22 protein-coding genes are annotated in these 21,714 nt (G+C 66.2%); 7 read left to right on the forward strand and 15 right to left on the reverse strand.

Going from position 1 to position 21,714, the window contains the following annotated elements; all coding sequences use genetic code 11:
* Positions 1 to 625 (reverse strand): LysR family transcriptional regulator (locus P1X14_RS17780; protein WP_277316758.1); only part of this gene is annotated, 625 nt, incomplete at its 3' end.
* Between the two features lie 104 nt (positions 626 to 729).
* Between P1X14_RS17780 and blaOXA the strand changes: the two genes are divergently transcribed.
* The gene (blaOXA, locus tag P1X14_RS17785) at positions 730 to 1,554 is read left to right on the forward strand and encodes a class D beta-lactamase (RefSeq protein WP_277316759.1); all 825 of its coding nucleotides are present in this window, start codon (positions 730 to 732) and stop codon (positions 1,552 to 1,554) included.
* Positions 1,555 to 1,600: 46 nt separating this feature from the next.
* Here the strand turns inward: blaOXA and P1X14_RS17790 are convergent, their stop codons facing one another.
* Positions 1,601 to 2,341 (reverse strand): SDR family NAD(P)-dependent oxidoreductase, encoded by a 741-nt coding sequence (locus P1X14_RS17790; RefSeq protein ID WP_277316760.1) that lies wholly within the window; start codon positions 2,339 to 2,341, stop codon positions 1,601 to 1,603.
* A gap of 98 nt (positions 2,342 to 2,439) precedes the next feature.
* Between P1X14_RS17790 and P1X14_RS17795 the strand changes: the two genes are divergently transcribed.
* Positions 2,440 to 3,339: an AraC family transcriptional regulator gene (locus P1X14_RS17795; RefSeq protein ID WP_277316761.1), complete on the forward strand. Its 900-nt coding sequence runs from the start codon at positions 2,440 to 2,442 to the stop codon at positions 3,337 to 3,339.
* Between the two features lie 104 nt (positions 3,340 to 3,443).
* Here the strand turns inward: P1X14_RS17795 and P1X14_RS17800 are convergent, their stop codons facing one another.
* The 6 genes from P1X14_RS17800 to P1X14_RS17825 form a co-directional block, all read right to left on the reverse strand.
* Positions 3,444 to 4,862 carry an ATP-binding protein gene (locus P1X14_RS17800; protein WP_277316762.1) on the reverse strand — a complete coding sequence of 473 codons (1,419 nt, stop codon included), beginning with the start codon at positions 4,860 to 4,862 and terminating at the stop codon, positions 3,444 to 3,446.
* Positions 4,859 to 5,977: a DUF2336 domain-containing protein gene (locus tag P1X14_RS17805; protein WP_277316763.1), complete on the reverse strand. Its 1,119-nt coding sequence runs from the start codon at positions 5,975 to 5,977 to the stop codon at positions 4,859 to 4,861. Before P1X14_RS17805 ends, P1X14_RS17800 begins: the two co-directional genes overlap by 4 nt.
* 36 nt (positions 5,978 to 6,013) lie before the next feature.
* Positions 6,014 to 7,195, reverse strand: a complete 1,182-nt coding sequence (locus tag P1X14_RS17810; RefSeq protein WP_277316764.1) for a hypothetical protein — start codon at positions 7,193 to 7,195, stop codon at positions 6,014 to 6,016.
* A 125-nt stretch (positions 7,196 to 7,320) separates the two neighbouring features.
* Positions 7,321 to 8,136 carry a hypothetical protein gene (locus P1X14_RS17815; protein ID WP_277316765.1) on the reverse strand — a complete coding sequence of 272 codons (816 nt, stop codon included), beginning with the start codon at positions 8,134 to 8,136 and terminating at the stop codon, positions 7,321 to 7,323.
* A gap of 159 nt (positions 8,137 to 8,295) precedes the next feature.
* On the reverse strand, positions 8,296 to 9,492 hold the full coding sequence (locus P1X14_RS17820) for a DUF1343 domain-containing protein (protein ID WP_277316766.1): 1,197 nt from the start codon (positions 9,490 to 9,492) through the stop codon (positions 8,296 to 8,298).
* A complete protein-coding gene (locus P1X14_RS17825; protein ID WP_277316767.1) occupies positions 9,489 to 10,157 on the reverse strand; it encodes a DOMON-like domain-containing protein in 669 nt (222 codons plus the stop codon). The genes P1X14_RS17820 and P1X14_RS17825 overlap by 4 nt, the downstream gene beginning before the upstream one ends.
* A gap of 105 nt (positions 10,158 to 10,262) precedes the next feature.
* On the opposite strand from P1X14_RS17825, the gene tyrS reads away from it, so the two are divergent.
* Positions 10,263 to 11,492: a tyrosine--tRNA ligase gene (gene tyrS / locus P1X14_RS17830; RefSeq protein WP_277316768.1), complete on the forward strand. Its 1,230-nt coding sequence runs from the start codon at positions 10,263 to 10,265 to the stop codon at positions 11,490 to 11,492.
* A gap of 108 nt (positions 11,493 to 11,600) precedes the next feature.
* A complete protein-coding gene (locus tag P1X14_RS17835) occupies positions 11,601 to 11,930 on the forward strand; it encodes a PilZ domain-containing protein (RefSeq protein ID WP_277316769.1) in 330 nt (109 codons plus the stop codon).
* On the opposite strand, the gene recG is transcribed toward P1X14_RS17835, so the two are convergent.
* Positions 11,917 to 13,968, reverse strand: coding sequence for an ATP-dependent DNA helicase RecG (gene recG, locus P1X14_RS17840; RefSeq protein ID WP_277316770.1), 2,052 nt, complete (start codon positions 13,966 to 13,968; stop codon positions 11,917 to 11,919). The two genes, P1X14_RS17835 and recG, sit on opposite strands and share 14 nt — an antisense overlap.
* A 71-nt stretch (positions 13,969 to 14,039) precedes the next feature.
* Between recG and P1X14_RS17845 the strand changes: the two genes are divergently transcribed.
* Together P1X14_RS17845 and mfd are read left to right on the forward strand one after the other, a co-directional pair.
* Positions 14,040 to 14,306: a succinate dehydrogenase assembly factor 2 gene (locus tag P1X14_RS17845; RefSeq protein WP_277316771.1), complete on the forward strand. Its 267-nt coding sequence runs from the start codon at positions 14,040 to 14,042 to the stop codon at positions 14,304 to 14,306.
* A 130-nt stretch (positions 14,307 to 14,436) separates the two neighbouring features.
* Positions 14,437 to 17,895 (forward strand): transcription-repair coupling factor, encoded by a 3,459-nt coding sequence (mfd, locus tag P1X14_RS17850; protein ID WP_277316779.1) that lies wholly within the window; start codon positions 14,437 to 14,439, stop codon positions 17,893 to 17,895.
* 131 nt (positions 17,896 to 18,026) lie between these two features.
* Here the strand turns inward: mfd and P1X14_RS17855 are convergent, their stop codons facing one another.
* The 3 genes from P1X14_RS17855 to P1X14_RS17865 are packed head-to-tail and all read right to left on the reverse strand — an operon-like array spanning position 18,027 to position 19,023.
* Complete coding sequence (locus P1X14_RS17855; protein ID WP_277316772.1) at positions 18,027 to 18,407, reverse strand: DUF1801 domain-containing protein; 381 nt, start codon at positions 18,405 to 18,407, stop codon at positions 18,027 to 18,029.
* Entirely contained in the window at positions 18,404 to 18,826 is a 423-nt protein-coding gene (locus P1X14_RS17860) for a DUF1801 domain-containing protein (RefSeq protein ID WP_277316773.1), read from the reverse strand. Before P1X14_RS17860 ends, P1X14_RS17855 begins: the two co-directional genes overlap by 4 nt.
* The gene (locus tag P1X14_RS17865) at positions 18,823 to 19,023 is read right to left on the reverse strand and encodes a hypothetical protein (RefSeq protein WP_277316774.1); all 201 of its coding nucleotides are present in this window, start codon (positions 19,021 to 19,023) and stop codon (positions 18,823 to 18,825) included. The genes P1X14_RS17860 and P1X14_RS17865 overlap by 4 nt, the downstream gene beginning before the upstream one ends.
* A 149-nt stretch (positions 19,024 to 19,172) precedes the next feature.
* On the opposite strand from P1X14_RS17865, the gene P1X14_RS17870 reads away from it, so the two are divergent.
* Positions 19,173 to 19,679, forward strand: a complete 507-nt coding sequence (locus P1X14_RS17870) for a GAF domain-containing protein (RefSeq protein WP_277316775.1) — start codon at positions 19,173 to 19,175, stop codon at positions 19,677 to 19,679.
* 4 nt (positions 19,680 to 19,683) lie between these two features.
* Here P1X14_RS17870 and P1X14_RS17875 read toward each other — a convergent pair whose 3' ends face one another.
* From P1X14_RS17875 to P1X14_RS17885, 3 genes are all read right to left on the reverse strand, one after another.
* Entirely contained in the window at positions 19,684 to 20,115 is a 432-nt protein-coding gene (locus P1X14_RS17875; RefSeq protein ID WP_277316776.1) for a hypothetical protein, read from the reverse strand.
* On the reverse strand, positions 20,085 to 20,534 hold the full coding sequence (locus P1X14_RS17880; protein ID WP_277316777.1) for a DUF4440 domain-containing protein: 450 nt from the start codon (positions 20,532 to 20,534) through the stop codon (positions 20,085 to 20,087). The genes P1X14_RS17875 and P1X14_RS17880 overlap by 31 nt, the downstream gene beginning before the upstream one ends.
* A gap of 14 nt (positions 20,535 to 20,548) precedes the next feature.
* The coding region (locus tag P1X14_RS17885; protein WP_277316778.1) for a bifunctional diguanylate cyclase/phosphodiesterase at positions 20,549 to 21,714 on the reverse strand (1,166 nt) is incomplete at its 5' end.

A 21,714-nucleotide genomic window follows, 5' to 3' on the forward strand; every position in this document is an offset into this window, starting at 1 on the left:
GCGCCGCGACGCCGGCATCGGCGAACCAGCGTGGCCATTCGTCGGCGCGGTAGGAGCGCAGCAGCGTCATCCCCAGCAGGTCGCGCGGCTGGCGGAGCTCGCGGGCCAGCGCAGGGGTGCAGAGCACCGTCGGCGGCGCTTCCATCAACGCCACGCTCTCGGTGCCGTGCCACGCGCCGTCGCCGAAGCGGATCGCATAATCCAGCCCCTCCCCTGCCAGATCGACGCGGTTGTTGTTGGTGAACAGCCGCAGGTCGATCCGTGGATTGGCCGCGCGGAATGCGGGCAGCCGCGGCAGGAGCCAGCCCGTCGCAAAGGTCCCTACCGCCGCGACCGACAGCAATTGCGCCGCAGTGCCCGCCGCGATCCCCTCGACCAGCTCCGCGATCCGATCGAAACTGTCGGCCAGCGCGGGGACCAGCGCCATGCCCTCATCGGTCAGCGCCAGCCCGCGCGGCAGGCGGCGGAACAGTTGTACGCCCAGCCGGGCCTCCAGCCCCTTCACCTGATGGCTGATCGCCGCCTGGGTCACGCACAGTTCGATCGCCGCGCGCGTGAACGACAAATGCCGTGCCGAGGCTTCGAAGGCGCGCAGGGCGTTGAGCGGCAGATGCGGGCGGACCATCACCGATCCATAAGATTTCCTAGGGTCAGATGCCAGCTATCATCCTTTGCGCGTCCCGGTGCATCGGATCATTTTCGCGCTCACACCCAATCAGGAGCGCCGCCATGACGATCGACCGCCGCAACTTCACGCGCATGCTCGCGCTCGGGACGGGCTATGGTATGCTCGGATTTCCGGGCCTTTCCGAAGCGAAAGCCGCGCCTGCAGGCACGCGTGCCTTCGTCCTGATCGACCACGCCACCGGCCGCGCCCTCCATCGCAGCGGTGCTACGGCCACCCGCTTCACGCCCTGCTCGACCTTCAAGATTCCCTTGGCCTTGATGGGTTTCGATGCCGGCATCCTGAAGGACGCGCACAACCCCGCCTGGGACTATGATCCGCGCGTCCATCAGGCCAGCCGCGCGGCCGAGAAGCAGCGCACCGATCCAACCAGCTTCGAGCTGAACTCGGTCATCTGGTATTCGCGCGAGATCACCCGGCGCCTCGGCGCGCAGAAGTTCAAGGCCTATATCGACAAGCTCGGCTACGGGAATCGTGACGTCAGCGGCAATCCGGGCAAGCATGACGGCCTCACCCATAGCTGGCTGATGTCGTCGCTGCGGATCTCGCCCGACGAACAGGTCGCGCTGGTCCGCCGCATGCTGGCCAACCGCCTGCCCGTCTCGGCACAGGCACAGGCGCTGACCCGCAGCATCCTGCCGGTATTCCAGGGCAGCAGCGGCTGGACCGTGCACGGCAAGACCGGCAGCGGCTCGCTGAATAACGATGACAGCAAGCCGCTGGGCTGGTTCGTGGGCTGGGCGGAAAAGGGCAATCGCCGCCTCGCCTTCGCGAAGTTCGGCGCGGGCGCGGACATGCGGCAGGACATGGCCGGCGGCATGGCGATGCGGACGGAGTTGCTCCGCGACATCGGCAAGCTGGCGGGCTGAACGGACGCGGCGCCATCCCTCCCCCCGGGGATGGCGCCGCACCGTGTCATGCCGCGGCCAGCGCCACCGCATCCGGTCCCGCCGGATAGCGCAGCCGCTCGCTCGGATCGTTCGCGGCGAGCCATACGATCTCGGCCACGTCCGCCGCGGTCGTCACCGGACCCTGGGTGGCGAAGGCCGCGAAGATCGAATTGGCGAACGGCGCATAGGCCTCGGGGATCATCGCATCGATCGCCTCGCCCGAATTCTGGGTGAAATTGGTCGACGGACCATAGCCCGGCTCGACCAGCTTCACCGCCAGGCCGAAATCGCGCAGCTCGTGCGCCAGCGATCCGGTAAAGCCCTGGATCGCGGTCTTGCTGGCGGTATAGGCCGCGACCAGCGGCATCGGTGCCAGCGTCACGCTGGAGGTGACATTCACCACCACGCCCGAACGCTGCCTGCGGAACATCGGCAGCACCGCCTGCGTCATCGCCATCACGCCGAACGTGTTGGTCTCGAACAGCGCCCGCACCTTGCTCATCGGCGTCGCCTCGAACGCGCCGAGCGCGCCGATCCCGGCATTGTTGACCAGCACGTCGATCGGCCCCGCGGCTTCGATCGCCGCCGCGATGCTCTCGGGCCGGGTCACGTCGAGCGCCAGCACGCGCAGCCGGTCCGAGGGCGGGAACAGCCCCTCGCGCGGCGTCCGCATCGTCGCGATGACGTTCCAGCCCTGTGCCAGGAAATAGCGGGCAGTCTCGAGGCCATAGCCGGACGAGCAGCCGGTGATCAGTACGGTCTTCATGTCGATATCCTTCGTCGTTTCAACGACCCTCCAGATATCGGGCACGATCAGGACTATCTATAATTGAAAATCCATATTCCATTCGCTATCGTCTTTTCATGATCGATCCACTGTCCGAAATCATCTCGCTGCTCCGCCCGCGTGCGGTGTTCACCAAGGGGATCAGTGGCGCCGGATCATGGGCGGTGCGCTATTCCGATTTCGGCCAGCCGAGCTTCTGCACGGTGACCGAGGGACGCTGCCGCCTGGCGGTGGACGGAGAGGCACCGGTCACGCTGGAGGCCGGCGACTTCGTCCTGCTGCCCGCCACCCCGGGCTTTACCCTGTCGGGCTTCGAACCCGCGACGCCGGTGTTCGTCGATCCGAAACTCGCGCCCATGGGCGATGAGGTGCGCCATGGAAGGCCCGATGGCCCCGCCGATCTGCGCATGCTGGGCGGCTATTTCCTGTTCGACTCACCCGACGCGGCGCTGCTGGTCTCTTTGCTCCCGGCGCTGATCCATGTGCGCGGCGCGGACCGGCTGACGATGCTGGTGCGGCTGGCGGGCGAGGAAGCGCGCGAGAACCAGCCGGGCCGCGACCTGATGCTATCCCGCCTGATGGAGATGATGCTGATCGAGGCCCTGCGCGCCACGCAGAGCGACGATGCGCCACCGGGCCTGCTCCGCGGCCTTGGCGATGCGCGGCTATCGGCAGCGATCCGCCAGATGCATGAGGCGCCGCAAAGCCCATGGACCATCGCGCAACTGGCGAAGAAAGCGGCGCTGTCACGCTCGGCCTTTTTCGATCGCTTTGTCCGCGCGGTCGGCCTGCCGCCGATGGAATATCTGCTGGCGTGGCGCATGGCGCTGGCCAAGGACCTGTTGCGCCGCCGCGACGTGGGAATGGCCGAGATCGCCGAGCGTGTCGGCTATGGCTCGGCCAGCGCCTTCAGCACGGCGTTCAGCCGCTATGCCGGGATGCCGCCGGGCCGCTTTGCCCGCGCAGCGGCGGCCTGATCGCCGCGCATGGTGCGGAACGACCGGCATCGACACTGTGAAAGAGCGGCTGCCGATCAGACAGCGCATCGATCCCAGCAAGCGAAATCCAACATTTCAAGCGTCTAGGCGCCGAACACCGGGCTCCGCACCGGCAGTTCGCGCGCCGGCATGGTCAGCACGAAGCGGGCGCCCATGCCCGGGGCGCTGTCCACGGTGATGTCACCGCCCATCGCACGGGCAAGCCGCCGCGCGATATAGAGGCCGAGGCCGCTGCCGCCCGGTTCGCTGGGATCGACGCGGCCGAATTTTTCGAAGATGCGCGCCTGATCCTCGATCGCGATGCCCTTGCCCTGATCGGCGACGATCACATGCGCCTTGCCCTCGCCGCCCTCGATCCGGATCCACACCATCGCGCCCGGCGGCGAGTACCGCACCGCATTGCCGATCAAATTGACCAGGATCTGTAGCGCCCGCTTGAACTCACCGGTGACCGGCAGCGTTTCGCCCGCCGCGGGCTTGTCGATCCGCACTTCCGCTTGGGCAGCCCGCACCGCCAGCAGCCCCGCGGCGCGGCGCGCCACATCGGCCAGGTCGATCTCCTCGGGGATCGTCACGAAATCGTCGCGCTCGATCGCCTGTAGATCGACCAGATCGTCGACCAGCCCGAGCAGATGCCGCCCCGCATTGGCGATGTCCGAGGCATACTCCGCATAATCGGGCTTCAGCGGCCCTTCGGTCTGCGCGCTGATCGAATCCGCGTTGGCGATGATCTTGCCCAGCGGGCCGCGCAACGCACGGTCGAGCCGCTGGCTGAACGAATCCGGGAAGCCGCCGAACGGCGTCGCGGGTAGCGGCGCATCCACCTTGGGCGCGGGCGGCGTCTCGTCGAGCATATGCGCCCCGCCGACGAACCCGGCGAAGCGCCCGCCCGGATCGGTGCGCGGCGTGGCGTCGAGCCGGACGGTGCGGCCGGTGCCGCGCAGCTCCGCTTTCTGTCCGTCGAACCGCGCCTGAGCCGCAACCGCGCTCAGGATCGGCAGGTTGCCGCTTGCATCCTCTTCCAGTGCGAACAGCCGGGTGAGCGGCTGGCCGAGCATCGCCGAACTGTCGAACCCGTAACGCGCACCCGCCTCGATGGAGAGGAAGGTGATGCGCAGCGACGCATCGGTTTCCCACAGCCAGTCGGCCGCGGAACGGAAGAAGTCGCCATCACGCTCCGGCTCGGTTGCCGCCGCGCGCCAGACCGGACGCAGCCGCCAGCCGCTGACTTCAAGCCGGACGCCGCCGCCCTGCGGCTCGGCGCGGACCCAGAGTTCGAGATCGTCCTCGCCGTCGGCGGCGATGATGTTGCGCGAGATGCCGATGCCCAGCCGCTGTGCCAGCCGCGCCAGCGTCGCGATCTGTGGCACCGCCAGCGGCAGGCCCGGGCCGCCCCCCGCACGTGCATTGAGTTCCTCGAGCCGCGACTCCGCCGAGATCAGCCTGCCGTCGCTGTCGATCTGCCCGATGGCGATGGGGAGCGCGGGGTCGATCGCGTTCACTCCGCGCCCCCGGCCCTGCCCAGCGCGAGAACCGCGGCACGATAATCGGGGTGCAGCTTCAGCGGCGAAAGCGCCGCCCGCGCTTCGCCGGCGCCGATGGCGGCGATGGCATCGAGCGTATCTGCAAACTTCTCCAGGTCGCGGCGCGGATCGGCTTCGCACAGCGCATAGCCGACCTTGGCCACCGTATCGCGGCTCAGCTCCAGCGCGCGTAGCGCCAGCCACAGCCGGTCGCCCGCCGGATCGAGCACCACGTCGCGGGCGAGCGAATATGGCACCCCAAGCGCATGAGCGAGCAGCGCATTGAACAGCACGATCCGCCGGTCGCCCAGCGATTCGACCAGCAATTGCGGCAGTTCCTGCGGCTGGGCATCGATCGCGGCGGCGAAGCGCATCGCGGTCGCTTCCAGCCGGTCGCCTTCGTCATAGGCGGTCAGGCTGCGCGTCGCGGCATCGGACAGCGCCCGGTCGAGCGCGTCGAACGCCCCTTCGGCGGCATCGCCCACCCGCTCGCGGATGGCTGCTGCGACCCACCAGACGAGGCGATGGTGGAGTTCGGCGGGCAGCTCGGTCTGGCTGAGCTGTCCCGATTCGGGACTGCCCCGCCGGCGGCTCTCGGCAATCAGCACCGCCATCGCACCCGCGGCCACCACCCGATCGGGATGCTGGACGAATCGGTTGATCAGGCTGGGCCGTTCGGGATCGATCGCCCCCTGCATCGGCAGCGCATTGCCGACCAGCTCCTGACGCACCCGCGCCATCAGCTCGGTCATCAGCTCGGGATCGCGCAACAGGCCAGAGCGGGAGAGGCGCGAAAGCACCGGTGCGGTGTCGTTGGCCAGCGCCTGCGCCAGCACCGATTCGCCGCGGGAAGCCAGCAAACGCGTGGCATGCTCGCGAATCTCGGCCTCTACCGTCTCGACCAGCCCGCGCAGCAGGACGGCCATCGCCGAGCGGGTCCGCTCGTCCAGCCGCTGCTCCTCAGGCAGGAAGAAGTCGTCGGTCGCGACCACCAGCGCGCGATAGGCGCACGTCTCCGCCGCCGCCGCACGCGCGAGCAGCTTCCTGGCGCCGGTGGCTGAGCCATCGCGCACGTCGACGGGATTGTCCGACATCGACCTCAAACTAGCGGGAGTTTACTTAAAACGAGACTAAGCTTTTTCCCGGCTTCCCTCAACCGCCGCAGCGAGCGTCGAAAAAGAATATGCCGCAAGAATCGCAAGGCCTGCCTCAGTGAAGCCGGCCAGCGCGAACGGGGTCAGAATCAGCAGATGCGCGGCGGGGCTGGCCCACCAGCGCCGGTGCCGGGTGGGCGACCGTTCGACCAGCGCCTGGCATCCGATCGCGGTAAGTGCCACTGCCACCGGCGCCCAATGGGTCCAGTCGGTCCAGGCACTCCATCCGGCCGCCGCGGTCATTGCCGCAAACAGGCCGGTGATCGCCAGTTCGAGGCCATCGGCACGCTTGACCTCGCCCCGCAGCGCCGCCATCGCCGCCGCGGTCGCGAGCGTCGCGACGGCAAGCAGCGACACGACCATGCCCCCGCCAGCGCCCGGCCAGCGATAAAGGGTCAGCCCGATGCCGGTCGCGCCCAGCACCGCCGCCAGCCCGATCAGCAGCCAGCCCGGCACGTTGCGCGTCACCAGCTCGGGCAGCACCATCCGCGCGATGCGGGTGAACACCCAGCGATCCGCCCAGCTGGTCCGACGCTCGGTCAGCGCCGCGAGGACATCGTTGCTGCGCGAGGCCAGCGCCTGCGCGTTCAACTCGACCAGATGGCCGCTGCGCTCCTGCCCGGCAGTCAGCGCGATATGCTCGGCCCCGGCCTGAACCGCGACGCGCAGCAAGGCCGACTGGAAGTCGTAATCGGCGGGCATGGTCGCGATCTCGGAGAGCTGGCTGCCCGAGACTCGCGCGATCCCCGCCCAGCAATCCTTCATGTCCAGCCGCTCGATCGCAGCCGGGGATTCGGGATCGTTGGTGACCAGCAGTGCTTCGCCGGTGCCCGATGCCATCCGGTCGATCACCGGATCGGACGTCACCAGCCCGTCGGCCATGACGAGGATGCAGCTGGCCGGATCGACCTTCTCGGCCGCTTCCTCGGCCGACCGCACGACCTCGACGCTGGCTTCGCGCTTGCCCGCGCGGGTGACGGCGGCGAGCAAGGCAGGCGTCATCCGCCCAACCGCAACGAAGATCCGCTCGGCCCCTGCCCCGGCCAGCAGCCGCACCTGATATTCGAGCAGGGTCATGCCCCCGAACGGCAAGGTGGCCGCCAGCGTCCCCGGCCGGTCGGTTGCGTCCTCGATGGCGAAAATCAGTCCTGCGAGCATGTCGGCGTGGTTATGCGGATTGCAGCGCGTAAGCAAATCCCGCCCCTTTCTTCGTCGCCCCAGTCTTCTTTTGTAGTACATTGAACATCCGGCCGGGCACCCAGCGCCGGGCCGGCTCAGGCATGTCAGTCGCCGTAAGACCTTTCAACATACCGCTCTACTAGCGTGAACACCATAACACCAAGTATCACCGCCATGATCGCGACGGTTACCTTCTCCATAGAGATCAATGCAGCGGCCATTTTGATATCGGTAATCGAATATTTTTCGCCGATGCGGTGTACAGCAAAATATAGCGCCAAGCTGAAGAACGCCGATGGGAAGAGCTTATCCTTCCACTTTCTAGCATGTGATTGGATCCTATACGCACTGCGATTCAGCAGCGCAACGTCAAGCGCTGCAGCGATTTCTCTGTCATTCGGTGGCGGATCCATATGCTCAAGATTTTTACGGACATGTTCGCCGATTTCGACGAGGGGCGATGCCGAGAAGGTAACTGCGATACTTGTTGTTCTCAGTATACCCTTCCATCTTTCCGCCGCCAATTTGCGATTCTCAGCACTCTGACTGAAACGAGGGTAACTTGGGCGAAATGCGCGCGAAAGTCGCCGATATAGCGGCTGGTTGCGGCAGTTGGATGTGGAGAACTCGAGTAGATAGTCCCACCAGAAATACAAAGCGCCGCCAATGGCTAGGAAAATTGCGAGCGAACCTTCGATCTCAACCGTGTCGATACCAGGAAACTTGACGACCTGAGGATTGGAAATCGCGATGAGAAACAACAGACTCGTCGCAACTAACATATTCCGTCGTGCTCGAGCAAAATCGGGGGTCTGCTGAAGCTCAAATGCGGCTAGCGTCAGCTCGTCGCCGCTCTCTTCTACCCTGCGCCGCGCGGGGGGCCGGCGCTTCAAACGCCGTTCAATTGAAGTCTCGGCCATGCTCCGCCCCTTTCGTTCTCACGGTTTCAATGGAACGGCTGTTACAAAGGCGCCCGCAGGGAGCAGCGTTCGCTACAACGCTATTTGCATCTAGTATTTGGTCATTGCGACTAATTTGGTGACTGTAATTGCCACTACTTTATATCCGCTTTGCAAACCTCAGTACAGCAGATGCTTCGCCCGCACCGCTTCCCAAGCCGCCTCATCCGGTGCCGTCACCGCATCCAGATCGCCCGCGACCGACCCCGCATCGTCCACCCACTCGCGCAGGCCCGGGCCGCCGTTGATCACGTCGATCGCCAGCTTGTCGAAGACATATTCGTACGGGAAGTCGCGCCACAGATCGTAGCCGGGATAGAGGTTGCGGATCGCCTTGAAGCCTGCCGCCTGCAGGCGCCACGGGCGGAAGGCGGCATGGTCGTAGGCATGGCCCTCGGCATGGATGAATATGCCTGAACAGAGCTGGCCGACATGCTTGTGGAAGGTCGGCTGGAACCAGATGTCGCGCAGGGTGCAGCCCGTCAGCCATTCCGGCGCGATGCGGCGCATTTCGGAGATCACCGCCTTGGCGTCGATATCGGGCGCGCCGAAAAGTTCGAGCGGGCGGGTGGTGCCGCGGCCTTCGGACAGCGTCGTGCCCTCCAGCATCACCGTGCCGGCATAGGCGCGCGCCATGTTGACGTTGGCGGCGTTCGGGCTTGGATTGATCCAGGGGCGCTCGGGCGGCCAGCCGAAGCCGGGCGCGGCATCGGGCTGCCAGCCTTCCATCGCGATCACGCGATAATCGACGTCGAGCTTGAAATGGTCGATGAACCAATGGCCCATCTCGCCCAAGGTCATGCCATGGCGCATCGGCATCGGCCCGGCACCGACAAAGCTTTCCCAGCCGGGCAGCAGGGTCAGCCCCTCGACCGGGCGGCCGGCGGGATTCGGACGATCGAGCACCCAGACCGACTTGCGATGCTCGGCCGCGGCTTCGAGGACGTAGAGGAGCGTCGTGACGAAGGTGTAGATGCGGCAGCCCACGTCCTGAAGATCGATCAGGATCGTGTCGAACGTGTGCATCGACTGGCCGGTCGGGCGGCGCACCTCGCCATAAAGGCTGAACACCGGCATCCCGTAGGTCGGGTCGGTATAGTCCGGCGACTCCATCATATTGTCCTGAAGATCGCCGCGCACGCCATGCTGCGGGCCGAACACCGCCGACATGTTCAGCCCCGCCGCGACGAGCGCGTCGAGGCTGTGGGTCAGGTCCGTGGTGACCGATGCCGGATGGGCGAGCAGCGCGACGCGCTTGCCTTCGAGGGGCTTGCGGAGTTCAGGGTCGGCGAGCAGCCGGTCGATGCCGAATTTCATGGGGCCTCAGGTGCCGGGAGTTCGAGCGCAAAGCAATCGGGATGATGGAAATCGGGCTTACCGGCGGGGTGTTTCAGCGCCCAATAGGATTTGGTGCCATCGGCTTCCTCGATGACGGCGCTGATCCCCATCTCCCAATCCCGCGGCGCGGCGAGTCCGGCGTCCTCCAGATGAGCGTTGATCGCATATTGCTTCGGCGTCTCGGGCAGTTTCGGCACTTCGGGGGGCATCGGGGTGTTCAGCATGACCTCAACCACCGACGGATCGATTCCCAGCGCGGTGAGGCGCGCGCGCATGCCGGCATCGAACTGATCGGGGTCGGTCGAGGTAATCCACGGATCGCGCAGGTCCAGCGGCTGCACGCCCTCGCGATAGCCGGTGAACCGATACGCCGCCCATTCGCCCGAGGGCGAGAAGTTAAACTCGAGATAGGCGCCGGTCCCGGGATCACGCAGGAAGATTTCGAAGCAGGTGCGTTGCCACAGGCCATCGGTGCGGGCGGGCGTGGCAGCGGGGGGCAGTTTGAGCCGCTCCGGCGGGGTCGCGACGATGAAGCTGGCCACCCAGTTCCCGGCATCCTGCCATGACAACGAACAGGTGACGCCCGCGACCGCGGCAGGCGGCGTGTCGGGATGCGACACCAGTTGCAGGATATCGAGGATCATCGGCTGTCTCCTCCCCCACCGCTAGAAGAAAGAACGGCCCTTCGACAAGCTCGGGGCGAACGGCTGTTTGTGTGTGTCATTCCCTATGCTAACGGCGCACCCGCTATGACCGAATTCAAGTCCGATCTGCTTCGCCTCCTTTCCGACCGTGGATATATCCACCAGGTCACCGATGCCGCCGCGCTCGACGCGCTGGCGACCAAGCAGATCGTGCCGGCCTATATCGGCTTCGATCCGACTGCGCCGTCGCTGCATGTCGGCAGCCTCGTCCAGATCATGCTCCTCCGCCGCATCCAGCAGAGCGGGCACAAGCCGATCGTGCTGATGGGCGGCGGCACCGGCAAGGTGGGCGATCCCAGCTTCAAGGACGAAGCGCGCAAGCTGATGACGGTCGAGACGATCGAAGCGAACATCGCGTCGATCAAGACGGTGTTCGAGCCGTTCCTGACCTTTGGTGACGGCCCCACCGATGCGGTGATGGTCGACAATGCCGACTGGCTCGACGCGCTGGAGTACCTCCCCTTCCTGCGCGATTACGGCCAGCATTTCTCGGTCAACCGGATGCTCAGCTTCGATTCGGTCAAGCTGCGGCTGGACCGCGAGCAATCGCTCAGCTTCCTCGAATTCAACTACATGATCCTTCAGGCGTACGACTTCCTCGAGCTGTCGCGCCGCCATGCCTGCCGGCTTCAGCTGGGCGGATCGGATCAGTGGGGCAATATCGTCAACGGTATCGAGCTTTCGCGCCGTTGCGACGGGACCGAAGTGTTCGGCGTCACCACGCCGCTGATCACCACGGCCGATGGCGGCAAGATGGGCAAGACCATGTCGGGCGCGGTGTGGCTCAATCCCGAGCAGCTCTCGCATTACGATTACTGGCAGTTCTGGCGGAACACCGACGATCGCGACGTCGGCCGCTTCCTGCGGCTGTTCACCGATCTGCCGCTCGACGAGATCGCCCGGCTCGAAGCGCTGGAAGGTGCGGAGATCAACGAAGCGAAGAAGGTGCTGGCCAACGAAGCCACCGCCATGTGCCGCGGGCTGGCCGCTGCGGAGGAAGCGGCGGAAACCGCGCGCCGCACCTTCGAGGAAGGATCGGCGGGCGACGCCCTGCCCAGCCATACCGCATCGGGCGATATCGCCGTGGTCGATGCATTGGTCGCACTGGGCCTTGCCGCTTCGAAGGGTGAGGCTCGCCGCCTGATCAAGGGCGGCGGCGCGCGCATCGATGGCGAGAAGGTGGAAGACGAAGCGCAGATCATTACGGCTACGTCATCTTCCCTGCGCATTTCGGCAGGCAAGAAAAACCACGGGATACTCAGTTTCGCCCAGTAAAATTCCTGAGCGCACAATAGCCGGGCGTTAATCACTTTCGTTGCATAGCGATTCACGCGGCAACTCTAGTGTTGCTACCGGTACCACGAGTTTTGAAGTGGGGTGCGTGTGAGTTTTGGAACGGGAAATCTGGCATATGCCGAGATCCGGCGGGAAGGACGGGATGACGTCCATTACCGCGCCAAGGCGTTCGGCCCCGATGCCCGCCCGCACACGCTACTGATCGTCAATCTCTCGCCGCATGGCCTGATGGCGCGATGTGACAGTGATTTCCAGCCGGGCGACCGCCTCCGCGTCAACCTGCCTGTGGTGGGCGTGACCGTTGCCGAGGTCCGCTGGTCGCTGGGCGGCCGCGTCGGCTGCCAGTTCGATCATGCCATCGATCTGGCCGGCTATTACGAGCTGATCGCGGTGGTGTTGAAGTCTAACCGGCCCTGAGCAGCCCGACCGCAGCGTCGCGTTCGAACAGATAGAGCGCCACGCGCGCCGCCTGTCCCCGCTCGCTCTTCAGCGCGCGATCCTGATCTTCCAGCAAGCGCGCATCGGCATTGGCGGCGACGATCAGCGAGGCGAGGCTTTCGGGCGTCGCCAGCCGGAAGGTCTGTTCGCCCGACTGGCGGGTGCCGAGCAACTCCCCTGCCCCGCGCAGTTCGAGGTCGCGTTCAGCGATCAGGAAGCCGTCGGTGGTGTCGCGCATCAGGCCGAGGCGCGCGCGTGAGGTTTCGCTGAGGTTGCCGCCGCGCAGCAGGATGCAGTGCGACTGGCCCCCGCCCCGCCCGACGCGGCCGCGCAGCTGGTGGAGCTGGGCGAGGCCGAACCGGTCCGCGGCCTCGATCACGATCAGCGTGGCGTTGGGCACGTCCACGCCCACCTCGATCACCGTCGTCGCCACCAGCACGCCCAGTTCGCCGCTGGCGAAGCGGGCCATCACCGCGTCCTTCTCCGGACCTTTCATCCGGCCATGGACGAGGCCGACCTTCTCACCGAAGCGCATCGTCAGTTTCGCCGCGCGATCCTCGGCCGCCGCGAGATCGGTCTTCTCGCTTTCCTCGACCAGCGGGCACACCCAATAGGCTTGCTTCCCCGCCGAGAGATGCCGCGCCAGCCCGTCGACCACCGCGTCGAGCTTGTCCTCGGAGATCACCGTGGTCTGGATCGGCTCGCGGCCGGGCGGCATCTCGTCGAGGCGGCTGACGTCCATCTCGCCATGGCTGGCCAGCTGGAGCGTGCGCGGGATCGGGGTGGCGGTCATCACCAGCAGGTGCGGCGGCACCTGCGCCTTGGCCTGCAGCATCATCCGCTCGGCCACGCCGAAGCGATGCTGCTCGTCCACCACCACAAGGCCGAGATCGCGATAGGTCACGCCCTGCTGGAAGATGGCATGAGTGCCGATAAGGATGTCGATCTCGCCCGCAGCGAGGCCCATGAGCGTGGCTTCGCGGGCCTTGCCCTTGTCGCGACCAGTAAGGATCGCGATGCGGACCCCGAGGCCCGCGAGCATACGGTTGAGATTCTCGAAATGCTGGCGGGCGAGGATTTCGGTGGGGGCGAGCAACGCACCCTGTGCGCCGGCTTCGGCCGCGATCAGCAGCGCCATCGTCGCGACCAGCGTCTTGCCCGATCCGACATCGCCCTGCAGCAGCCGCAGCATCGGCTGGGTCTGGGCCATGTCGCCTTCGATCTCGCCGATCGTGCGCGATTGCGCGCCAGTGGGCGTGTAGGGCAGCTGGAGCCTGCCCCTCAGCCGCCCGTCGCCCTGCAGGGCCCGCCCGCGCTTCGACCGCGCCTCGCCGCGCACGAGCAGCAAAGCGAGCTGGTTCGCGAACACTTCGTCATAGGCCAGCCGCTCGCGCGCCTTGGCGTCGGATGGATCGGCGTGGATCCGCGTCAGCGCCTCGCGCCAGTCGGGCCACTGGTTCTTCGCCTTCAGGCTCGGCTCGATCCATTCGGGCATTTCCGGCGCCCGCTCGATGGCCTGCGCGACCAAAGCTGCGATCCGTTTCGAAGTGATGCCTTCCGAGCAGGGATAGACCGCCTCGCGCCCGCCCGCTTCGGCTTCCTCCGACACCTCGGGGTGCACGATCTGGAGTTCCTGACCGTACTGGTCGAGGCGTCCGGAGACCCAGCGGGGTTCGTTGAGCGGCAGGAGCTTCTTCGCCCAGCCGGAATTGCCGCCGAAGAAGACCAGGCTGACATGGTTGCCCAGCGCGTCCACCGCCTGAACCCGCGCCGGGGAGCGCCGCGTGCCGCCGAAGCGATAGTTTACGGGGGTGACGCGGATCACGATGGTCCGCCCCGCATCCGCCGCGTCGAGCTCTTCGCGCAACTCGCGATCGATCCAGCCGGTGGGCAAATGGAACGCCACGTCCACCACCCGCGCCATGCCGAGCCGGTCGAGCGGCTTGGCCAAGGCGCTGCCGATGCCTTTCAGCGCCGTCACTTCGGCGAACAATGGATTGAGAAGTTCCGGGCGCATGGCTATCGCCACCCACTACACCCAAGCCGACCGCGCATTCCAGCGCTGTCGGCCAATTTGCGTTGAGGATTATGGACCGCGAAACCCGCCTGAAACGCCTCCGCTTCCGCGCCTGGCACCGCGGCGTCAAGGAAGCCGATTTGATGATCGGCGGATTCTTCGACGCGCATCATGCCGGCTGGAACGACGCCGAGATCGAGTTGTTCGAAGCGCTGATGGAGGAACAGGACGTCGATATCATGGCCTGGGCGATGGGCGCCCAGAACGTGCCGCCGGAATATGAGGGCACGATCATGGCTGCGCTGAAGACGCTGAATTACGTGCCGATTTCGCGATAACTCAAAAGCCCCTCCTCTTCAGAGGAGGGGTTGGGGTGGAGGATGGCTGGCCTCGCAGAGGGCACGGCCTGTGATGACTGCCCCACCCCCAACCCCTCCCCTGAAGGGGAGGGGCTTGAAGAAAGACAGAATGCCCGACCTCAAGACGATCCTTTCCGCCAACAAGCCCCTGACCCTCGCGGGCGCACCGAACGGCTTCCTCCCCTGGATGCTGGCCGATCTGGCGCGCGCAGGCGGTACCGCGGTGTTCATCGCGTCGGACGAATCCGCGATGCGGGCGATGGCCGGCACCGCGACCTTCTTCGCGCCCGAGATAGAGATCGTCTCTTACCCGGCATGGGACTGCCTGCCCTATGACCGCGCCAGCCCCACGCTGCGCGTCATGTCGGAGCGGCTGGCCGCGCTGCACACGCTCCAGACCCCGGCGAAGAAGCCGCGGCTGTTCGTCACCACAGTCAACGCCGCGACCCAGCGTGCGCTGACGCGGTTCCGCATCCGCCAGCTGGTCGCGCGGCTGGCGCCGGGCGAGCGCATCTCGCTCGACAAGCTGACCAACCTGCTGTCGTCCAACGGCTATGTCCGGCTCGATACCGTCAACGACGCGGGCGAGTTCGCGGTGCGCGGCGGCCTGGTCGATCTGTTTCCCAGCGGTGCCGAACAGCCGCTGCGGCTCGATTTCTTCGGCGACGAGATCGAGAGCGTCCGCACCTTCGATCCTGCCGACCAGCGCACCACCGGGCGCGTCGACGGCTTCACCCTGCTGCCCGCAAGCGAAGCTCTGCTCGACGAGGACAGCATCAGGCGGTTCCGCACCCGCTATCGCGAGAAGTTCGGCGCCACCGCGACCGGCGACCCGCTGTATCAGGCGATCAGCGACGGGCGGCGGCTGGCGGGCATGGAGCATTGGCTCCCGCTGTTCGAAGAAAAGCTCGAAACGCTGTTCGATCACCTGCCCGGCGATGCGATCATCGTTCGCGATGCGGGCACTGCGGGCGCGGCCGAGCAGCGGTTCGAAGCGATTGCGGACTATCACGCCAATCGCGTGCGGGCGGAATCGACTGCGCCGGGCAGCTATCGTCCGCTCGACGCGGGGTCGCTGTACTTGACTGGCGATCAGTGGGAGACGCGGCTGGCCGATGGTCCGGTCCATGCCGCCACGCCGTTCCACGAGCCGGAATCCGCGACCGTTCTCGACTTCAACGTCGATGGCCCGCGCGACTTCGCGCCCGAGCGTGCGGCGAGCGTCAACGTCTATGAAGCGGTGGTCGACCACATCGCGAAGCTGCGTAAGGAGAAGCGCAAGCCGATCCTCGCCAGCTATTCGATCGGCGCGCGCGAGCGGCTGACCGGGCTGCTCAACGATCACGGCCTCAGCGGCGCGCATCATGCCGAGAGCTGGCACGAAGCGATGGGCATCGCAGACAAGGCGGTCGCGCTGATCGTCCTGCCGCTCGACCATGGCTTTACCGCGCCCGACGTGGCGGTGCTGACCGAGCAGGACATGCTGGGCGACCGGCTGGTCCGCCGCGCCAAGCGCAAGAAATCGACCGACGCGTTCCTCAACGAGCTGGCGACGCTCTCGCCGGGCGATCTCGTCGTCCATGTCGATCACGGCATCGGCCGCTATGAGGGCCTGACCCAGATCCCGGTGCAGAAGGCGCCGCACGATTGCGTCGCGCTGAGCTATGCCGGGGGCGACAAGCTCTATGTTCCGGTCGAGAATCTCGAGGTCCTGAGCCGCTACGGCGCGGGCGAGGAAGGCGCGGCGCTCGACCGGCTGGGCGGCGAGGCGTGGCAGCGGCGCAAGTCGCGGATGAAGGAGCGAATCCGCGAGATCGCGGGCGAGCTGATCGCCACCGCCGCGCGCCGCGCGGTGCGTCCGGGCGAAGTGCTCGAGCCCGATCCGGGCGGCTATCCCGCCTTCGTCGATCGCTTCCCGTACGAGGAAACCGACGATCAGGACCGCGCGATCAGCGACGTGATCGACGATCTGGGCGCGGGCAAGCCGATGGACCGGCTGATCGTCGGCGATGTCGGCTTCGGCAAGACCGAGGTCGCGCTGCGCGCCGCCTTCGTCGCGGCGATGGCCGGGCAACAGGTGGCGGTGGTGTGTCCCACCACCCTGCTCGCCCGCCAGCATTTCCAGAACTTCACCGAGCGGTTCCGCGACTTCCCGGTGAAGATCGGCCGCCTTTCGCGGCTGGTCCCCGCGACCGAGGCGAAGAACACCAAGGACGGCGTGGCCGAAGGGACGATCGATATCGTCGTCGGCACGCATGCGATCCTGGCCAAGGGCATCGACTTCAAGCGGCTGGGGCTCGTCATCGTCGACGAGGAGCAGCGGTTCGGCGTGACACACAAGGAGCGGCTGAAGGCGCTGAAGGCCGACGTGCACGTCCTGACGCTGACGGCGACACCGATCCCGCGCACGCTACAGATGGCGATGAGCGGGCTGCGCGAACTCAGCGTGATCCAGACCCCGCCGGTCGATCGCCTCGCGGTGCGCACCTATATCATGCCGTGGGACCCGGTGGTGCTGCGCGAGGCGCTGCTGCGCGAGCATTATCGCGGCGGGCAGGCCTATTTCGTCACCCCGCGCATCGCCGACCTGCCCGATATCGAGAAGTTCCTGCGCGAGGACGTGCCGGAGATCACCTATGTCGTCGCGCACGGCCAGATGTCGCCGACCGAGGTCGAGGAGCGGATGTCCGCCTTCTACGACCGCAAATACGACCTGCTCGTCTCGACCACGATCATCGAGAGTGGCTTGGATATCCCCAGCGCCAACACGTTGATCGTCAACCGCGCCGACAAGTTCGGCCTCGCCCAGCTCTACCAGATCCGCGGGCGTGTCGGCCGGTCGAAGACCCGCGCCTATGCCTATATGACCACGCCGCCGCAGCGGCAGGTGACCGAAGCGGCGGAAAAGCGGCTGAAGGTGCTGTCGGACCTGGAATCGCTGGGGGCGGGTTTCCAGCTTGCGTCGCACGATCTCGACATTCGCGGGGCGGGCAATCTGCTCGGCGACGAGCAGTCGGGGCATATCAAGGAAGTGGGCTACGAACTTTACCAGTCGATGCTGGAAGAGGCGATCATGGACGCCCGCGCGGGCGGGCTGCGCGACGATATCCGGCCGCGCGACCTGAGCCCGCAGATCAATGTCGATGCGCCGATCATGATCCCGGAGGATTATGTCCCCGATCTCGACCTGCGCATGGGCCTGTACCGCCGCCTCAACGATGTCGAGGACAAGGCCGGGATCGAAAGCTTCGCCGCAGAGCTGATCGACCGGTTCGGCAAGCTGCCCGAGCCGACCGACAATCTGCTGCGCCTGATCGAAGCCAAGCTGAACGCCAAGCGGGGGAATATCGCCAAGCTGGACGTGGGGCCGAAGGGCGCGCTGGTCAGCTTCCACGAGGACAAATTCCCCAATATCGAGGGGTTGCTGGCCTATGTGCAGAAACTGGGCGAGACGGCGCGGCTGCGGCCGGACATGAAGCTGGTGATCAATCGCGTGTGGGCGGATCCGAAGGCGCGGCTGCACGGCGCGCTGCAATTGTCGCGCGGGCTGGCGAAGGCGGCGGGGTAGCAAATAATCCTCCCCCGCCAGGGGGAGGTGTCAGCGCAGCTGACGGAGGGGGAGGTTTCCAGAACAAGCGTTTGGGATTCCTCCCCCTCCGTCGCCTTCGGCGCCACCTCCCCCTGGCGGGGGAGGATTGGTTACTTCTTCTTCCCCGCCACGTTCAGCGCCACCGCAGCGCGGAACAGGTCCTTCAGTGCGGCTTCGTCGATCGCTTCGCCTTCGCGGATATCGATCGCGCGGCGGACATTGCCGTCGAGGCTCGAGTTGAACAGCCCCTTGGGGTCTTCCAGCGAAGCGCCCTTGGCGAAGGTCATCTTGACCACCGCCTTGTAGGTCTCGCCGGTGGCGATCATGCCGGAGGAATACCAGACCGGCACGCCGCGCCATTTCCATTCCTCGACCGCATCCGGCACCGCCTCGAGCAGCAGCGCGCGCAGCTTCGCCAGCGTCTCGCCGCGCCAGTCGCCCAGCGCCGCGATGCGTTCGTCGATCAGCTCGGAGGGAGTCTTCTCGGTCATTTGCCCTTCTCCGCAAAGGTCCAGCCGGGGATCGCCGCGGCTTGCTTCACCCAATCGCTGAACTGCACTTCGTCGAAAATGCCGTCCTCGGGAACGTGGAAATAGCGCGTATTGGCGTCCTTCGATTCCACCGGCGGCATCGGATCGAGCGCGGTACCGCGGAAGAAGCTGACCTTCACATAGCGATTGAAGCAGTGATAGCCGAGGAACCAGCCCTGCCCCTCGACGCCATACATCGGCGTGTTCCAGCGGACCATTTTCTGCACGCCGGGCACCGCGGCTTCGATCAGCTTGTCCAGCTTCACGCCCACGTCATGCTTCCAGCCGGGCATCGCGGCGATATAGGCCTGAACCGGCGCATCGCCGTCGCCCTTCGGGATCTGCGGATTGCCGCCCGACAGCAGCTTGACCTCGCTCATGCGCGCCGCCGCTTCGCGACATAGGGCAACGCGAACAGGTAAAGGCCGGTCGCCACCAGCAGGATCAGCGGGACCGCGGCGAACAGGCCCATCCAGGCCGGCGGCTGCCCCTGCCCCATCGCGACCATATAGGCGATCACCCCCGCCACGAAGGCGATCGATACCCAGCGATGGAATTGCCGGATCCACTTGTTCATGCGCGTTTCTCCCCGTCCATCGGGTTCCAGCAGCGGGACATGGGTTCGTCAACCGGGCGGCGGATTTTCACTGTGATCCCCCGGATGGGTAGTGGAAGGACTTGTAAACCATCGAACAATATGGCTGATCGGGATCAGGAGACCGGACCATGGAAGTCGCCAGTCTAGAACGCCGCCGCCGTCTGATGGACACGCTGGGCCAGCTCGCCCAGGTCGACTCGATCGAGGCGCTGATCATGACCCTGCGCGGATCGGCGCGCGCCATCGGCAATGCCGACGGCATCACCGTGGTGCGCCGCATCGGCAATCGCGTCGCCTATGTCGCCGAAGACGCCGCCAGCCCGCTCTGGACCGGTCAGGATTTTCCGATCGAGGCGTGCATTTCCGGCCTCGCGATGATCGAGAACCGCCCGATCGTGATCCCCGATATCTTCGCCGACGATCGCGTGCCGCACGAAGCCTATCGCGCGACCTTCGCGAAGAGCATGGCGATGTTCCCGATCGGCGTTGCCGAACCGCGCATGTCGATGGGCGCCTATTGGGCGAAGACCGGCGATATCGATCCCGAAGCCGTTGCCCTGCTCACCAACCTCGCGCGTGCGGCCAGCCGCGTGTTCGATCGGGTCGAGGGCAGCAAGATGGGCGCCGCGGGCTGACGCCCTAGCGGACCGGTACTTCCAGTTCGGCTTCTTCCTCGGCTTCCAGCTCGGCAGCGCTGAACTTCTCGCGTTGCATGGTGAAACCGGCGCCGAAACCTTCATGGTTCCAGCGACCGGAAATCACCGTGCCCTCGGCGTCGATCGTGCCGGCATAGAGGATCTCATGGTCCCAGCCGCTGCCGCCATCATATTGTTTTGAGAAGCGCACGGCCGATCCGGTTCGGCCGCCCAGCACATAAGCGCGGCGAATGTCGGCAATGCCACTGTCGTCCGGTTCGGTGATCGTCCCGCCAAAGCTGCCGCCAGTCTCTTCGAGCACGGCGATGAAGCTGTTGTCCGATCCGTAGAAAAACCCGGCATAGCGGCCATACCAGACGCCGGTCACATCCTGCTTGTCCGCCATCAGCTGGAATGATCCGCGATGATCTTCCACCCGCCCGCCTCGTGGCGGAACACCAGCGTTGTCATGCCGGTCAGTTCCTTGCCGCCGGCATCGACCAGCTTCCAGCGTGCCGTCAGCAGTGCGTGGCCGTCGCCCAGCATGCGGAAATCCTCGAAGGTGAAGGACAGGCGCGTCGCGCCGCTGTTGCGGTTCGGGCCGAACTGTTCGGGATAGCTGGCAAGATATCGCGCCCGCACTGCGGGTTTGCCGCGGGCGATACCCTTTGCGCCGGTGAAGCTGGTCGCTGGATCGTCCGAATAGATTTTCAGGAAGCGATCGACGTCGCCGCCATCCCATCCCGCCGCGCTGTCGGTCATCCCGGCCTCGATCGCCGAGCGCGCATCCTGCGCGGTCGCCGGAAGCGCCACCATCAGCGCGAATGAAATCAGCAACCAGCGCAGCATCCGCATGTCCCGTCTCCCCTTCAGCCGCCGACCAGCTCCGCCAGCGCCGCGCTCTCGATCGGCACGGAGCACAGGAAGCCCTGATAATATTGGCACCCTTCCTTGGCGAGCAGATCGAGCTGTTCTGCCGTCTCCACCCCTTCGGCAACAACCGTCAGCCCCAGCGAGCGCGCCATGTCGATCACGCCGCGCACCACCACCCGATCGCGTGCACTGCCGGTGATGTCCTGGCTGAGATGCTGGTCGATCTTGAGATAATCGAGCGGCAGTGCCTTGAGATAGGCGAGGCTTGAATAGCCCGTCCCGAAATCGTCGACCGCGACCCGGCACCCCGCGCTGCGCAACTCGCTCAGCAGGCGCGCGGCGTCGCCCAGATCCTCCATGATCCCGCTCTCGACGATCTCGATGGTCAGGCGGTTGCGGGGAAAACCGCTCGCGTCAATCCGGCCGAGCAGGCTGTCGGCAAAGCCCGAACGGCCGACATCGCCCGCGGTGACGTTGATCGACAGGCGCAGCTTGGCGAGGTTCGCAGGCCAGCGCGCTGCTTCGTTGAGCGCACGCCGCTGGACATGATCACTGACCGCAGCTTCGAGACCGGCATGTGCCGCCGCCGCGAACAGCGCCTCGGCACCCACCTCGCCCAGTTGCGGATGATGCCAGCGCGCCAGCGCCTCGACGCCGGTGATCATCTTGGTCGCGATCGAGACCTGCGGCTGGAACAGCACGCTCAGTTCCTCACGCTCCAGCGCATGCCGCAGATCGCCCGCCAGCACTTCGAGCGAAGGCCCGGAGGTTTCGCGCGGCGCGTGACCATCGAACAGCGCCTCGCTGGTCCGCCGCAGCAGCGCGACGGCGGTGTCGCCCTCCACGCTGGTCGCCGATGCGATTTTCGCGCCCAGCGGGAGGAAGTCGCCGCCGACCACGAAGGGCCGCTCCAGCGCATGCTCGAACTTCGCGGAGGCCGCGGCGATGGTCTCCGCATCGGCATCGTCGCTGGCGACCAGGAATTCCGATCCGCCCATTCGTGCCACTACCGCGCGCCGGCCCAATGCCTCCCGCGCCGCATCGGCCAGCCGCCGCGACACCGCGCGCAGCAATGCATCGCCCGCCGCGCGGCCATCGGCGGTGTTGACCGTCTCGAACCGCGACAGGCCGATCAGGATCACCGAGACGGTGCCGCCCTCGC

Source organism: Sphingomonas sp. AOB5 (assembly GCF_029433115.1).
Taxonomy (GTDB): Bacteria; Pseudomonadota; Alphaproteobacteria; order Sphingomonadales; family Sphingomonadaceae; genus Sphingomonas.

What these genes read in the sequence shown, in the direction of transcription:
- P1X14_RS17805 (WP_277316763.1), bottom strand. Translation starts at nt 5,977, where the DNA reads ATGTCGGACAATCCCGTCGACGTGCGCGATGGCTCAGCCACCGGCGCC.
- P1X14_RS17870 (WP_277316775.1), top strand. Translation starts at nt 19,173, where the DNA reads ATGGAAGTCGCCAGTCTAGAACGCCGCCGCCGTCTGATGGACACGCTG.
- P1X14_RS17810 (WP_277316764.1), bottom strand. Translation starts at nt 7,195, where the DNA reads ATGCTCGCAGGACTGATTTTCGCCATCGAGGACGCAACCGACCGGCCG.
- tyrS (WP_277316768.1), top strand. Translation starts at nt 10,263, where the DNA reads ATGACCGAATTCAAGTCCGATCTGCTTCGCCTCCTTTCCGACCGTGGA.
- mfd (WP_277316779.1), top strand. Translation starts at nt 14,437, where the DNA reads ATGCCCGACCTCAAGACGATCCTTTCCGCCAACAAGCCCCTGACCCTC.
- P1X14_RS17860 (WP_277316773.1), bottom strand. Translation starts at nt 18,826, where the DNA reads ATGAGCGAGGTCAAGCTGCTGTCGGGCGGCAATCCGCAGATCCCGAAG.
- P1X14_RS17880 (WP_277316777.1), bottom strand. Translation starts at nt 20,534, where the DNA reads ATGCGGATGCTGCGCTGGTTGCTGATTTCATTCGCGCTGATGGTGGCG.
- P1X14_RS17815 (WP_277316765.1), bottom strand. Translation starts at nt 8,136, where the DNA reads ATGGCCGAGACTTCAATTGAACGGCGTTTGAAGCGCCGGCCCCCCGCG.
- P1X14_RS17865 (WP_277316774.1), bottom strand. Translation starts at nt 19,023, where the DNA reads ATGAACAAGTGGATCCGGCAATTCCATCGCTGGGTATCGATCGCCTTC.
- P1X14_RS17790 (WP_277316760.1), bottom strand. Translation starts at nt 2,341, where the DNA reads ATGAAGACCGTACTGATCACCGGCTGCTCGTCCGGCTATGGCCTCGAG.
- recG (WP_277316770.1), bottom strand. Translation starts at nt 13,968, where the DNA reads ATGCGCCCGGAACTTCTCAATCCATTGTTCGCCGAAGTGACGGCGCTG.
- P1X14_RS17825 (WP_277316767.1), bottom strand. Translation starts at nt 10,157, where the DNA reads ATGATCCTCGATATCCTGCAACTGGTGTCGCATCCCGACACGCCGCCT.
- P1X14_RS17795 (WP_277316761.1), top strand. Translation starts at nt 2,440, where the DNA reads ATGATCGATCCACTGTCCGAAATCATCTCGCTGCTCCGCCCGCGTGCG.
- P1X14_RS17845 (WP_277316771.1), top strand. Translation starts at nt 14,040, where the DNA reads ATGGACCGCGAAACCCGCCTGAAACGCCTCCGCTTCCGCGCCTGGCAC.
- P1X14_RS17855 (WP_277316772.1), bottom strand. Translation starts at nt 18,407, where the DNA reads ATGACCGAGAAGACTCCCTCCGAGCTGATCGACGAACGCATCGCGGCG.
- blaOXA (WP_277316759.1), top strand. Translation starts at nt 730, where the DNA reads ATGACGATCGACCGCCGCAACTTCACGCGCATGCTCGCGCTCGGGACG.
- P1X14_RS17820 (WP_277316766.1), bottom strand. Translation starts at nt 9,492, where the DNA reads ATGAAATTCGGCATCGACCGGCTGCTCGCCGACCCTGAACTCCGCAAG.